The sequence below is a fragment of the Vibrio sp. Y176 genome (assembly GCF_033438945.1).
The window spans coordinates 1-14,634 of the sequence record NZ_JAWOQS010000011.1; the positions used below are offsets into that span (position 1 = coordinate 1).

Consider the following 14,634-nt stretch of genomic DNA (forward strand, 5'->3'; position numbering starts at 1 on the left):
GCTCGACTTGCATGTGTTAGGCCTGCCGCCAGCGTTCAATCTGAGCCATGATCAAACTCTTCAATTTAAGATTTTGTCGGCTCAATGAATACTGAACATCCCTTTCGCTAATAAATAGCAGAAGTAATGTTTGAATTGACTGTGCTCTTATTGGTTTTTACTTTTGAAAAAGTAAAACAAAACAGCTCAGGCTGCTTCCCAATTCAAATGGTCACTTCGTTTCATTGAAACCTAATTTGATACCGAGGTATCTAATTGGATTATCATCAACGAGTGCCCACACAGATTGATAGGTCTATATTGTTAAAGAGCTTGCTTTGCGAGAAGTTTTTCTCTCAAAGCGGAGGTGCATTCTAGCGATTTAGTTGTTAGTGTCAAACACTTTTTTAAACTAATTTTTTGTAGAAGCTTTTTACCTCTTCGACCCTGCTAAAGCCTTGTGGCGTCTGCCGTGTCGATGGATGCGCATTATAGGGAGAAGATTTTCTTTGGCAATACTAAAAATGCATTTTTTCTAAAAAAACATGCCAAATGGATACTTTCCATCCAACCCTAAAATTACCCAGAAATAACACTCAGGATTTATACAATTTACCCACAAAAAGCTGTGGATAACTACTCATCACTATCAAAGAAATAAGAAATACGCGAACGCGGATTTAGATACTCTTTTACTTTATCCGGTAATTTTGACGGATGAATCGCGTTAACTATCTTTATATCTTTTGAGGCAAGATCAATGATTGGCGCTTGCGTCCTTGGTACTGATGGATCGTAAACCAAGACATTCGGGAATAATAAATGCGATGCATTCACTGAGATAACCAGGCCGACCATATTATTAGAAAGCTGAACTACGGTACCCGGAGGAAACACGCCCATAAACTTAATTAGGATGTTCAGGTTCTCTTCTTTATATAGGTGTTTACAGTTCTTATATAAATGAGAGAGTGCGGTATAAGGAATCTTTTGATCTGAGACTATCGGTGTATGACACAAGTTATCAAACGCATTGGCTACAGCAATAATTTGAGCAAACTCGTTGATCTCATCTCCTTTCAGGCCTTTAGGATAACCAGACCCATCTCTTAGCTCATGGTGCTGCGCGATCACAATTCTCGCGACTTCGGGAAAAGCCTCGATTTGACTCGCAAGATCGACGCCATATTTAGTGTGCAACTTTAAGTAGTTGGTTTCTGGCTCTGTTAGAGGTAGTTGCTTTCTTAATATTGCAGTCGGGATTTTTATTTTCCCGATATCATGGAATAGTGCGGAGAAGGAAAGCTCTTTCAACTGTGCTGCTGAGTACCCTTTAGCACGGCCAATCATCATCGAGATAACAGCCACGTTCAATGAGTGGAAATAAATATCTTCAAACTCATTTTTTCCGTTCATCAGATGTAACGTAACATTATCATCGCACATTAACTTCTCGACGATATCTTCAATAAGAAGCTTTGCTTCATCAACTGCTGCTGTCGGACGGTTACGGATTTTAGTCATGACTGAACGCATACGTGCCAGAGAGCGCTCAAACTCTTTTTCACACTGAATCACGCGTCGACGGTATGCACTTAACTTTTCTATGCGGTTCTGTTTTTCTTGCCACATTTTTTGAGTTTCATGATCTAACGACGCTTCATTTGTTACTCTGTCAGCTTGTCTTTGATCAACAGGGAGTGGAACGGCATCGCTTTGCTCTGGATTAAAGTAAACGAACTTTACGCCGAGGTGGCGGATCATCTCGACTTGCTCTTGGTCTTTAATCTTAAAGCTATTGAGTAGAAAGGGGTGATCGTTCCACTTTAGCGGAAGACGGATATGTAATCCGGGTTGAATACGATCGACCGTTAGTTTAATGGCAGCCACTTATTCACTACTGATTTATATTTCTTAAGAGAGTTAGAATACTAGTAAATTTTGTGAATAAATTCATCAGTAACTATCAAAACATCAAACCGTTATTTCTAAGCGACTCACTTAATTAGATAGAAGTAAGCTACTTTAAGGAACGATCTGCTTTGCGTATTTTAAGCTTGGCCTCGAATACTGGCTTGTCTATTACTTCTTGATCTTTGACTAGCCCCATTAACGTTTGTACCGCTACACGGGCCATGTCACTGATAGGAAAGTGCACTGCTGATACTGTAGGGTAAAGACTTTCACAAAGATCAACACTGTCAAAGCTAGTTAATGAGATTTGCTCTGGTACAGAAATACTATGCTCGTGTAAGTACTGCATTGCGCCAACCGTCATTTCTTCACTGCACGAAAAGACAGCCGTCACATCAGGGTGTCGTTGTAAAATTGCAGCCATTGCATCATAACCACTTTGCCGGCCATAATTCCCTTCTTCACACCAGCTTTCATCAATATCTATACCAGCATCCTTCATTGCATCAATATACCCAAGCTTTCTCAATACACTGTTATGACGTTGGGATGGACCGGCAATACAAGCAATCTTTCGATGACCACCAGCTAAAAGGTGCTCAACGGCAATACGGCTTGCATGATGATGGTTAAAGGTAACACAACGCTCTTCTATTCCTTCCACGTAGCGATCCAGGAGAACGAAAGGTGTTGGCTGTTTAGCTAGTTCACGTAAGTCATCATCTGACAAATAACGACTATGAAGTACATAGCCGTCACAACGTAAATCATTAAAACGCTGAATTGCCTCTTTTTCACCTTGTGCAGAATGATGGCCTTGAGCTGTAATCAAAAACTTCTTATGAATATCCAGCTCGGTCTGAACCTGCTCCATCATCTCGCCAAAGAAGCCCCCCGTATAGTAAGTCACCAATAACCCAACCATATTACTGGATGAGGTTGCGAGTGAACGAGCAATTGCACTGGGACGATAATTCAATTGCGCCATAGCTTGCTCTACTTTTTTTCGAGTTTCCTCGCGAAATTTCCCCTCTCCATTAATAATTCGAGAAACGGTAGAGCGATTTACACCGGCGAGTTCGGCTACATCTTTAATCCTTGCCATAATGCTATTGGGTCCAACTGCAATTGTTATTAAATATTCGTTTGTGTAGAACGGCTGCCAGCAATTCGTAAGGTGCTATAGGGGGCGAAGCTGGCAGCCTTTAATCATACACCGACCATTTGATTGGTAGAAACAAGCTCAGAGTAATCCGTGACAGTTATACCATGATGAGCTAACTGTTCTTTTAAAATGGGAGAGGTAAGAACTTGTAACTCTAGCTCTCGCTGAAGCGCATAGCCACTCTTTAAGATAAGCGCCTGATCGGCCTCTGCCGGGTGGCACATCACCTCAACCAAGTCATAGTCAGCTTTTAAGCTCAATAGATGTGCCATTAAGCCATCCAAGCTCACTTTTTGATCATAAAACTCATCAGTAAAGATATATCTGATTGTCATCGATTCTTGACACAAGCCAGTGCCCCGCAGTGGCACTCTGTATTCATTCGCTACTTCTTTAATAACGGTCAAAATTTGAGGGTGAGTATGCGCGTGATGATGGCTATCTAAGTGGCTTAGCTCTAACCCAAGCGATAAAAAATGTTCCACCTGAGCTTTTGCTTCATCATAAATGACCTGAGTTTCGAAGTCCTGCTTACTCCAAAGTTCGTCATAGTTGATAAAGTGCGCTCGGCCGTTGGTCAAGTTAGGATGCTTCGTTATAGGCACACCTGCTGTAAACCTAAGATGAACGCCAATTTTCAAGTCTGGATTATGGCGAGCTAGTTCTAAGGCATGTTTCTCAGCATCCATACCCACCATCATGGTGGTTGAATGAACCACACCTTGCTGATGAGCTTTAACGATGCCGCTATTTACACCTCTCGTTAAACCAAAATCATCAGCATTAAAAATGACTTTCATCGGCGCCCTTCCTTAGTCTTACAACGTCGTTAGTTTAAATTGAGGTAAATACGGAGCGTTCACCGCTAGGATATCATCCAGGATTGACTTGGCGCGGCCAATGTCAGGCACCAATGGGTTATTGGTTAATGCTATAAGCGCCTTGTCATAATTACCTTCGACAGCAGCTTCTATTGTTAGCTGCTCATACGCTTTAACTTGATGGAGTAATCCTTTGATATTGTTTGACAACTCGCCAACCGCAAGAGGTTTCGCCCCCCAGCTACCAATCACGGCACTACATTCAATCACAGCATCGTCAGGTAGGCCGTTGATCGCTCCATTATTTAAAACGTTAACAACATGAATACTATTACGATTGTTATAAATTGAATCAACTAGGTTCAGTGATGCATCAGAATAATAAGCACCACCCCGCTCCTCTAACTCTTTCGGCTTATGATCGAGGGTAGGATCTTGATAGAGCTTAAATAGCGCATTTTCTGTTTCCATTACCTGCTCAGCACGAGTGCCTTTTTCATCGGCACTTTGTTTCTCTTCAGCAAGCATGGCATCAGTTTGATAGAAGTAGCGATGATAAGGACATGGTATCGCCCCCAGTGCTTTTAGAAATGCCGGATCCCACGGTTCTTCCCAGATATTCTTCATACTGAAGTTGGCACCATCACCGACTTTCTCTAATACCGTTTGAGTAATATCTTCCCCATTGAGCCATGCTTTGTGTACCCACACGAGATGGTTTAACCCAGCAAACTCAAGTTGTAGCTCTTTTGGCTCGCACTCCATCATTTCTGCAATCATCATTTCCATTGAAACGGGCACATTGCATAAACCAATACTCTTTACTTTGGTGTACTTACTGACCGCTTCGGAAACTAAACCCGCTGGGTTGGTGAAATTGAGCATCCATGCGTTTGGAGCCAACTCTTCAATATCTTTACAGATATCAAGAATGACCGGAATGGTTCGCAGTGCTTTAGCAAAACCACCAGGGCCCGTTGTTTCTTGGCCGATGACGTCGTACTTGATTGGGATTCGCTCATCGTTAGCGCGTGCAGCAAGGCCACCAACACGAAACTGCGTCATCACAAAATCTGCATCTTTTATCGCAGCACGGCGATCGAAACCGGCTTTTATCTCAATTTTTGCGCCGGCTTTATCGACCATTCGCTGAGCCAATCCTTTGATGATCTCAAGCTTCTCAGCTCCTGACTCAATGTCCACAAAATGGATTTTCTTAACGGGTAAATATTCTAAGCGCTTAATAACCCCTTCAACCAATTCCGGGGTATAGCTACTACCACCGCCAATAATGGCAAGTTTGATCGCCTCTCTAGACATTTTCATCCCCCTTTATTTGTTCGAGATTTTTTTGTTCAGTGCGACGATTTCTACAGCCATCTCTTGAGCCAAAATCGTAGTCATTAGGTGATCTTGAGCATGCACCATCACTAACGTCATCGGGACTTTCCCTTCTCCCTGATCTTCTTCAATAAGCTGAGTCTGTATTAAGTGGGCTTTATTAATGCACTCTCTTGCTTGAGAGAGCTTCTCATCAGCCGCTTCAAAATCTTGTTCTCGAGATAAACGCAATGCCTCGTAGCTTAAACTTCTGGCTTCACCAGCATTGCAAATGATCTCCATTACAACCAATTCTTGTTCCATCATTTTCTCTCCGAAAATCGGGCCGCGGTAATTGCGGCCCATTAAGCACAGTTAAGCAGTAACGCCTTCGCCTGACGGCTGCGTGTCACCTTTAGTTTCCTTCGTCGTTGGTAGTTCTTGCTCCAACATTTGCTTCTCAAACATTTTGAAGAATGGGAAGTAGATGATTAGATCAAGAATTAATAAACCAATGACGAGCAATACTGGCGCAAAGGTCCAACCGCTACCCCACGAAGCACCTATCAGTGCCGGTGTTGTCCAAGGTGTTGTAGCGACACCCATACCCACAAAGCCGACATGCACAGCAAAATACGCAATCGTAGCGTTGATGACTGGAGCGAAGACGAACGGGATAAACAAGGTCGGGTTCATCACAACTGGGCTACCGAAGATCACTGGTTCGTTGATTTGGAAAAAGCCAGGCACCGCACTCATTCGACCAATGCTCTTAAGGTGAACAGAACGGCTAAACGACATCAGCATAACAAGAGCAAGTGTTGCACCAGAGCCGCCAATAAAGATGTAAAAATCCCAGAACGGTTGAGTAAATACGTTTGGAATCGGTTCACCAGCAACAAAGGCTTCAATGTTGGCACCAATGTTGGTCAAAAAGATTGGAGAAAGCAGTCCAACAACAATTGCAGCACCATGAATACCCGCAAACCAAAGCAGCTGGCAAAGCAATAAAGCGCCAATAATGGCAGGCAATGAGTTAGACGCACTAATTAGCGGTTTAAAGATAGCCATAACAGCATCTGGAATCAGCATGTCGTACTGGGTTTGTACGAAAAGGCTAAGTGGATATAAGGTAATGAATATCGCTAAGACTGGTAGCAATACTTCAAATGATCGCGCAATCGCCGGTGGCACCTGCTCTGGCATGCGAATCGTAATATTGTGCTTTTTCATAAAACGGTAGAGCTCCACCGAGAAAAATGCACACATCACTGCGGTGAAGATCCCGGTTCCGCCCATGTGAGACATAGACAACGCGCCATCTTTAGCTGGGGCCGCAATGAGTAAAAAAGACATTAGTGACAATACAGCACTCGTGATCCCATCCATCTTGTAAGCCTTCGCTAAACTATAAGCAACGCCCAGCGAAACAAAAATGGTCATGATCCCCATCGACATGTTGTAGGGCATCATTATGGTATCAAAATGTGTAGTGGCGAAATCGAGCCAAATTCGACCAAAAGTAAAGGTTGTATCTTCGGCAAATGGGGGGAATGCAAAAATCAAAATGAAACTACCGACAATAATAAACGGCATTGCGACAATAAAACCGTCTCTCATTGCGCGAACATGGGGCTGATTCCCCACTTTAGCTGCTATAGGGGCTATATGCTTTTCGACTGCGCCTATAATTGCGTCATAAAGCTTCATAGAATCCATCCTTATTTTAGGCAAAAGAATCCCGCATCAAATATTTATATTTGATGTACAGTTATCTTTTTAATTTAAAACTATAGTTTAGTTAATTAATTCTAATGCTTGCTCTAGTACTTCTTCTCCCTTCATCATTCCATAATGCTGAGGAGAAATAGCATCAATGTTTTTACCATGCTCTTGCGCCGTTTTTCTTAGCTCTTCTAGCTGAAAACGTACTTGAGGCCCGAGAAGACAAACATCGTACTCTTTAATTACATCTTCAAACGCATTCACTGACATTGCATCAATTTTGCACTCAATTCCTTTATTTTCAGCAGCTTGCTCCATTTTCTTAACAAGCATACTGGTTGACATCCCTGCGCTACAGCATAAAAGGATCTTTTTCATAGCCTTACTCCCGTTGTGTAAATTTCAACCTGTAAAAACTGTAGCAAAAATAACCAAGACAAAAAAGCGCAACCGGTTGCATTATTCGTGAACACAATCCCAATTTAGAAAATACCACCTATTTTTTTGTAATTATTTAGGTCTAGGATAAAAGTCATAAAATAATTTAAGACATCACATTAAGTTTCAAATTATCAATATTTTACCACTGACAACGTCGTTATTAATTTCTTAAAAGGAATAGAGAATGAAATTTAATAAATTGGCTATTGCAGCGCTTGTAAGTGCCGCACTATCACAGCACTCATTTGCTCAAACCGACTCTAAAGGCACCATTTATCTAACGTTTGATGATGGACCAATCAATGCATCTATTGACGTTATTCAAGTACTTAACCAGGAAGATATCAAAGCGACGTTTTACTTTAATGCTTGGCATTTAGATGGAATTGGTGATGAGAATGAAGACCGTTCGCTAGAAGCCTTAAAGCTCGCATTAGACACTGGTCATATTGTCGCGAACCATAGTTACGATCATATGGTTCATAATTGCGTTGATGAGTTTGGACCGAACAGTGCTGCGGAGTGTAATGCGACCGGGGACCACCAGCTTAACTCGTATCAAGACCCTGTTTACGATGCCTCAATGTTTACGGAAAACTTATCTGTGTTAGCAAAGTATTTGCCGAACATTACAAGCTACCCGAACTACAAGGCAACAGAGTTTGCTAGACTGCCCTACACCAACGGTTGGCGCGTGACGAAAGACTTCAAAGCAGATGGGTTATGTGCCACGTCTGATGACCTGAAACCTTGGGAACCAGGATATGTATGCGATACATCCAACCCATCCAACAGTGTAAAAGCAGCTATCGAGGTTCAAAATATCCTAGCGAATAACAGCTATCAAACTCACGGTTGGGATGTGGACTGGGCACCTGAAAATTGGGGCATTGAAATGCCAGCAAACAGCCTTACAGAAGCAGAAGCATTTCTTGGATATGTGGATTCCGCGTTAAACACTTGTGCACCAACAACGATTAACCCGATCAACTCCAAAGCTCAAGAGTTCCCATGTGGTACACCTTTACACGCCGATAAAGTTATCGTTTTAACTCACGAGTTCCTATTTGAAGATGGTAAGCGTGGCATGGGGGCAACGCAAAACCTACCTAAGCTCGCTAAGTTTATACAGTTAGCAAAACAAGCGGGTTATGACTTCGACACAATGGATAACTACACACCGAACTGGCAAGTTGGTCATAACTACGACGCTGGCGATTACGTCTTACACCTAGGTACTGTATACCAGGCTGTAACAAACCATACTGCACAACAAGATTGGGCACCGTCTCCAACCTCTAGCCTCTGGACAAATGCGGACCCAGCCACTAACTGGACTCAGAATGTTTCCTATAAACAAGGTGATGTGGTGACTTATCAAGGTTTGCGTTATCTAGTTGATGTACCGCACGTGTCCCAAGCAGACTGGACTCCGAACACTCAAAATACCTTGTTCACAGCTCTATAGGCTGTTCCTACTATCACCATGTAGTAGTTTGCGCGAGGCATACCCCTCGCGCTTTTTTGTTTTGAAAATCCAGATACAACAAAGCCCCGACTTTCATCGAGGCTCTGTCTTAAAATATGGTACCGGTGGACGGAGTTGATTGGACTGGGCATTCCTGCCGCCACCGCGAAGGCAACGCTACCTTTCTTTTGATATTTACAAACACCTAAAACGACGAAAGGCCGCTATAAAAGCGACCTTTCTATGTATGGTACCGGTGGGCGGACTTGAACCGCCACGCCCGAAGGCAACGGATTTTGAATCCGTCGTGTATACCAATTTCACCACACCGGCATCTTTGGGCTATTGCCCTTTGATGGTTGGCATTATACGTAAGCTTTTGACCTGCGCAAGCAGAAATACCTTAAATAACTATCGTTTGCTGATAATTTCGCCACAAAGTGTGACAAAGCTGTACTCATAAGAAACGTACGCTCCATTTTCTACTACTCTTCCAGATGAAAATGAGTATACGAAACTCTTTTTAAGTTCTATTCACTGTAATATCAGAAACATAACCATTCCCAATGCTCGACAACGCATTATGGAGCATCTCTGCGGCATCTTCTGCTTGCATGAAGTGACTCGTGTCCATCGTATTGCCGCTTGTTTTCCAGAATTCCGTATCCATTCCACCAGGATAAACCGCGATAATTTTCATAGGTTTTCCTTTTAGCTCCAAACGAACCGACTCAATTAATCCTTTGATGGCCCATTTCACTGCACAATACGTAGACTCTTGCGCTTTAGGTTGTTGCGCGGCTGTGGACATGATCATGACCACTTTTATTGGATGATCTTTGTAACGCTTTACTAACTCTCTTAGCACATGAATCGCAGAATTCAGGTTGTTATCAATCAACTTTTGAATCTCTTTCGGCTCCTGCTCTTCCAGTAAGCCAAAATAACCACTTCCCGCACTATGAATGACCATTTCAGGGGACTGTTTCACCCCATCAAAGAGCTGTTTCACATTTTGGTGCGATGAGAGGTTGCAAGCTTGATAACCAACGTTATGAGAGAGTTGTTTTGCTAGTGCGGATAGTTTTTCTGTATTTCTTCCTATTACATACGTCTCTTTGCCTTCCGCATCATAACGCTTTGCTAGTTCCGCCCCTAAACCGCTACTTGCACCTGTAATTACAATCATGCGCTACCTCTTTTCAATCACATACTTTTAATTCATCTATCAATTAAGGTAACAGAATCGTGGTAATTCACACCTCAAGAGCACCATTCTTTGAAGCAAGCAGCTTTCTTACTTTCGTGATGCATGAAATATCAAGCAGAACGACGGGCATTTAACCTATGCTTAAGCAAGAATAACTTTCTGAATTTTCTATCGACTTTCTAGTGAGAACTGAATAGGAGCAAAGAATGACTGGGTCAAAATGGCAGTGGTTACTGAAACAGATGACACGAAAACTGTGGGTCCGGACGTCACTCTACGCATTACTAGCTGTTGCTACCGCCTTAATGTCGATTGTTTTAAACCAGTTCATTACTCTGCCCCCTGCCATCAACGTCAGCAAGGATTTGTTGAACAACATATTAAATATCCTCGCAACCTCCATGCTTGCAGTGACTACATTCTCTCTCAATATTATGGTCTCAGCGTACAGTGCCGCTAGTGCAGGGGTAACGCCGCGAGCGACAAAACTGTTGATGGAAGACAGCACAACACAAAATGCCTTAGCAACCTTTCTTGGCTCTTTTCTATTTAGTTTGGTAGGAATTATCGCGCTAGGTATTGGGGCCTATCATCAACAAGCACAAATTTATCTGTTCATCGTGACTATCGCCGTAATCGTGATGATCATACTCACTCTGCTACGTTGGATTCAGCACCTTTCCGTACTAGGAAGGGTCAGTGAAACCACTTCATACGTGGAGCAAGCCTTGTTAGATGCGATAAGAAAACGGGGCAAAGAGCGTTGGCTAGGTGCTCACCCGTGGAGCCACCCAGAACATAAACCCAGAGGAAGTAAACCTATTTTGAGCCAAGAAATTGGCTACTTACAGCATGTTGATATGCATCATCTCGATAGTATTGCTGAAGCAAACCAATGCACCATCTACCTTGAGCGACAACCGGGAAGTTTTGTGTACGTAGGTCAACCATTGGCTTGGGTTTGTGGAGAATTGCCAGACGAAAGCGAAGTAACGGCAGCCTTCACGATTCGAACAGAGCGTTCATATGATCAGGACCCTCGCTTTGGTTTAGTCGTTATGGCGGAAATCGCCTCACGAGCACTATCTCCGGCTGTAAATGATAATGGCACCGCGATTGACGTTCTTGGGCGTTCTGTACGAGCACTTTCATTATGGGGAGACCTACTCAGTGAGCCGCCTACCAAAACTCGATATCCTAGACTATTTGTGCCCGCATTGAGCTGCCAGGATTTGTTTGATGATGTCTTTTTGCCGATAGCACACGATGGTGCAGCGCAACTCCAAATACAGATTCGCCTACAAAAGGCCTTGCTAGCTCTCTCTAGTATGCACCCTAAGTTATTTTTGTCACCAGCAATCAAGCTGTCAGAAAAAGCTTTAGAGCTTTCATTAAGCCAACATTATACCGAAGATGAGAAACACCAACTCTCTCAGCTATCTAATCTGGTCACAGACCAAAAAGCCAATGGTTAAGAGAGTCGAATTCAGTTGAAACATATTGCTGCACGGCCTCGTGTATCATGACATGTGCTGATAACGTAGGGCAGAAAAGTCTCTTCGTTTATACACAATTAAAGACTCTGTGCGTTAGGTCTCTTTTCTCTTGGTGAGGGAATCTATATTCTGACGCACAATTTTTAAGGTAAGTGATGGAATAATGACAACGTCTACAACTCTTCCACCTGCTGGTCTCTTTCGTCGACTTGCAGCGTTGATTTACGACACATTAATTATTATCGCAATTGAAATGATGGCCGCAGGTATTGTTATGGCCGTTGTGTTTGCACTAAATGCAGCAGGATTGTTGAGCTATGGCGAGTACGCTGATGCCGCAGATATGCTCGGAAAGCACCCTGTATTGAGCCCTCTATTTACACTTTATCTTGCGGGTGTGTGGATATATTTCTTTGTGTTCTTCTGGACGCGAGCAGGACAAACTCTTGGGATGCGCGCTTGGAAGCTTCGAGTTCGCAATGCCAAAGACGGAGCACCAATTACGGTAACTCAAGCTCTGATTCGTATTTCGACATCTGGCTTTGGCTTGGCAAATTTGACTGTACCGATTGATCCGAAGAAACGTGGTTTCCACGACATTTGGGCCAAAACAGAGGTTGTTGTATTACCTAAGGCAAATTAACTTGTCTAGGAACACAAAAAAGGAAGGCGTAATGCCTTCCTTTTACATTTGGTTCGGTAAAACTTGGTTTATTCGATGATGCTTCAGTTATAGCTTTCTTCGTAGCAGTGCAATCGCAATAGCTAAGAACACCAAACTCGGGGCCAAAGCACCAAACACTGGGGATATGCCATACACCAAGCTTAATGGACCAAAGAACTCACTGGATATGTAAAAAGTAAACCCGGCAACCACGCCCGACAATACCCTTGCCCCCATGGTCACGCTTCTGAGTGGACCGAAAACAAAAGATAGCGCCATTAACATCATCACAGCAATTGAAAGCGGCTGAGTCAACTTACGCCAAAACGCCAACTCATAGCGAGATGCATCTTGTTCCGATGCTTTCAGGTAAGTCACATAATCATACAAACCGCTCAGTGACAGTTCTTCTGGCTTCACGGTCACCACAGCTAGCTTATCTGGTGCCAAAGAGGTGTGCCACTCCATCTGTTCGATGTCTTGCTTTGAAATTACGTTTTCATTTTCCATGTCCGTAATTTGTACGTAGCGCATCAGCCAGTTGTTATCTTGTTGGTAGTCGACTTCTTCGGCGAAAATAACTTTTTGTAGATTCTTATCATCATCAAAACGCCACATATTTAAAGCATAAAGCTTGTCGTCTTCGACTTTACCGATAAAGATAAAGTCGTTTGCGTCACGAGCCCACACACCTGAGCGCACAGACACAATGCTACCACCTGATATCGCAAACGCACGTAAGTCACGGGCCATCTTCTGGGCCTCAGGAGCGCCCCATTGACCTAATGCCATAACAACAATCATGAGCGGGACGGCCGTTTTGAGTACCGATAACCCGATATCCAGCTTAGAGAAACCAGCAGCTTGCATCACCACTAGCTCAGAGCTTGAAGCCAACATACCTAAGCCGATCAGGGCACCGAGTAATGCCGCCATTGGAAAGAACATTTCGATATCACGCGGCACACTGAGTAACACAAAGTACAACGCATGAGTGAGGTCGTACACACCTCGCCCTACTTTACGTAGCTGTTCTACATATTTGATGATGCCCGATAAGCCAACAAACGTCGCTAAAACCAAGGCAGTGGTAGAGATGATGGTTCTACCGATGTAAAGGTCTAAGATTTTGAACACAGCTTACGCGAGCCTCTTCTTGCGGAATTTGTCTTTTATTCGTCTAGCAGCAACGCTGTCCATCATATTCGCCATGATAGCAACAATCAGCAACATCGCATTGATTGGCCACATACCAATAGCAGCCGGGATATCACCATCTTCTAATGCAGATTTGGTTGCACTGATCGCCAAGAAATACGCTAGGTAGATCAGAATCGCAGGCCCCATTTTGGCAAACCGTCCCTGACGCGGATTCACCGCAGACAAAGGAATAACGAGCATCGTTAAGAGTGGAATACACACAAATAACGAAATTCGCCATTGTAGCTCCGCTTGCGCCTCTGGATCTGGGTGACCTATCAAGTCAACCGTTGGGTATGCTTCCCAGTCTCGCCCTTTCTTTTTGACCTCACGTTGGCCGATAACACCTTCGTATTCATCGAATTTCGTGATCATATATTCAACGCGAGTAGGCACACCTTCATAACGAGTACCTTCTTTCATAGTGATGATCTGACGACCGTCCGAAAGCTCTTTTACTTCACCAGAAGATGAGAACATCACACTCGGTAACACTGAATCTCGAGGGCGCATCTGCGCAACAAAAACGTTGCTCAAGGTATTGTCTTTAATGTCATCGATGAACACAACCGATGAACCGTCTGGTGTACCTTGGAACTGACCTTTTTTAAGTAGGTCAACGCTGTTTTCTGACGCTACCTGCTCATAAAGCTGCTCAACGCGGTCTTGAGACCACGGCGATAGCCACAACGCATTGAAAGCCGCCACCGCTGAAGTAATCAACGCTAGGTATAAGGCCGCTTGAACCAAGAATTTATTACCAATACCTGTCGCGTTCATTACGACAATTTCGCTCTCTGCATACAGACGACCAAATGTGATCAATATGCCGATATACAGACTTAAAGGCAGCATTAACAGACCCATTGCTGGCATGTTCAAACCAACAATCGAGAAAATCAATCCAGCAGGAATATCCCCATCAGAAGCATCAGCAAGAACACTTATGAATTTCTGGCTTACAAACACCAAAAAAAGTACGAAAAAAATCGCAAATTGGCTCTTGAGTGTTTCGCGGATCAAATATCTAACAATAATCACGCTGAAATTACCTATACAAAACTTGTTTTTTTGGTCGAATCACTATAGTTTCCCGTTGAACCATTTATTTTTTTAAAAATTATAAACTAGATGTTAGTCGCTTAATCAGCTCTGCATGTAAGCCTGGAGCTAAAATTCAACAAGTAAGCGATCATTATCTAACATTTAGAGCAATTTGTCTTCAGGATGT

The 14,634-nt window shown here is 43.2% G+C and carries 13 protein-coding genes, 1 tRNA gene and 1 rRNA gene; 3 read left to right on the plus strand and 12 right to left on the minus strand.

Translation table 11 applies throughout. The annotated features are described in order from the left end of the window. From R7O13_RS20395 to R7O13_RS20430, 8 genes are all read right to left on the minus strand, one after another. Positions 1-67 (minus strand): 16S ribosomal RNA (locus tag R7O13_RS20395); the annotation flags it as partial. Between the two features lie 548 nt (positions 68-615). Continuing rightward, entirely contained in the window at positions 616-1,869 is a 1,254-nt protein-coding gene (locus R7O13_RS20400; RefSeq protein ID WP_005381029.1) for an HD-GYP domain-containing protein, read from the minus strand. A 130-nt stretch (positions 1,870-1,999) separates the two neighbouring features. After that, complete coding sequence (locus R7O13_RS20405) at positions 2,000-2,998, minus strand: LacI family DNA-binding transcriptional regulator (RefSeq protein ID WP_005381031.1); 999 nt, start codon at positions 2,996-2,998, stop codon at positions 2,000-2,002. A 104-nt stretch (positions 2,999-3,102) separates the two neighbouring features. Next, positions 3,103-3,858: a chitin disaccharide deacetylase gene (gene chbG / locus R7O13_RS20410; protein ID WP_318304594.1), complete on the minus strand. Its 756-nt coding sequence runs from the start codon at positions 3,856-3,858 to the stop codon at positions 3,103-3,105. A gap of 18 nt (positions 3,859-3,876) precedes the next feature. After that, entirely contained in the window at positions 3,877-5,199 is a 1,323-nt protein-coding gene (locus R7O13_RS20415; protein WP_318304596.1) for a 6-phospho-beta-glucosidase, read from the minus strand. A gap of 12 nt (positions 5,200-5,211) precedes the next feature. Then, the gene (locus tag R7O13_RS20420) at positions 5,212-5,523 is read right to left on the minus strand and encodes a PTS lactose/cellobiose transporter subunit IIA (protein ID WP_031777269.1); all 312 of its coding nucleotides are present in this window, start codon (positions 5,521-5,523) and stop codon (positions 5,212-5,214) included. Positions 5,524-5,574: 51 nt separating this feature from the next. Then, positions 5,575-6,909 (minus strand): PTS sugar transporter subunit IIC, encoded by a 1,335-nt coding sequence (locus R7O13_RS20425; RefSeq protein WP_005381064.1) that lies wholly within the window; start codon positions 6,907-6,909, stop codon positions 5,575-5,577. Between the two features lie 87 nt (positions 6,910-6,996). Then, positions 6,997-7,302 carry a PTS sugar transporter subunit IIB gene (locus R7O13_RS20430; RefSeq protein ID WP_020480920.1) on the minus strand — a complete coding sequence of 102 codons (306 nt, stop codon included), beginning with the start codon at positions 7,300-7,302 and terminating at the stop codon, positions 6,997-6,999. Positions 7,303-7,549: 247 nt separating this feature from the next. On the opposite strand from R7O13_RS20430, the gene R7O13_RS20435 reads away from it, so the two are divergent. Then, the gene (locus tag R7O13_RS20435) at positions 7,550-8,833 is read left to right on the plus strand and encodes a carbohydrate-binding protein (RefSeq protein ID WP_318304597.1); all 1,284 of its coding nucleotides are present in this window, start codon (positions 7,550-7,552) and stop codon (positions 8,831-8,833) included. A 248-nt stretch (positions 8,834-9,081) separates the two neighbouring features. On the opposite strand, the gene R7O13_RS20440 is transcribed toward R7O13_RS20435, so the two are convergent. Further along, a tRNA-Leu gene (locus R7O13_RS20440) sits at positions 9,082-9,166 on the minus strand. 190 nt (positions 9,167-9,356) lie between these two features. Next, on the minus strand, positions 9,357-10,022 hold the full coding sequence (locus R7O13_RS20445) for an SDR family NAD(P)-dependent oxidoreductase (protein ID WP_253657692.1): 666 nt from the start codon (positions 10,020-10,022) through the stop codon (positions 9,357-9,359). 227 nt (positions 10,023-10,249) lie between these two features. On the opposite strand from R7O13_RS20445, the gene R7O13_RS20450 reads away from it, so the two are divergent. Then, complete coding sequence (locus R7O13_RS20450) at positions 10,250-11,518, plus strand: DUF2254 domain-containing protein (RefSeq protein WP_005385537.1); 1,269 nt, start codon at positions 10,250-10,252, stop codon at positions 11,516-11,518. Between the two features lie 184 nt (positions 11,519-11,702). Beyond that, positions 11,703-12,182: an RDD family protein gene (locus tag R7O13_RS20455; RefSeq protein ID WP_005381070.1), complete on the plus strand. Its 480-nt coding sequence runs from the start codon at positions 11,703-11,705 to the stop codon at positions 12,180-12,182. 87 nt (positions 12,183-12,269) lie between these two features. Here R7O13_RS20455 and lptG read toward each other — a convergent pair whose 3' ends face one another. Both lptG and lptF read right to left on the minus strand, forming a co-directional pair. Next, on the minus strand, positions 12,270-13,340 hold the full coding sequence (lptG, locus tag R7O13_RS20460) for an LPS export ABC transporter permease LptG (protein WP_005381071.1): 1,071 nt from the start codon (positions 13,338-13,340) through the stop codon (positions 12,270-12,272). 3 nt (positions 13,341-13,343) lie between these two features. Then, the gene (gene lptF / locus R7O13_RS20465; protein ID WP_005381072.1) at positions 13,344-14,444 is read right to left on the minus strand and encodes an LPS export ABC transporter permease LptF; all 1,101 of its coding nucleotides are present in this window, start codon (positions 14,442-14,444) and stop codon (positions 13,344-13,346) included. Positions 14,445-14,634 lie beyond the last annotated feature (190 nt).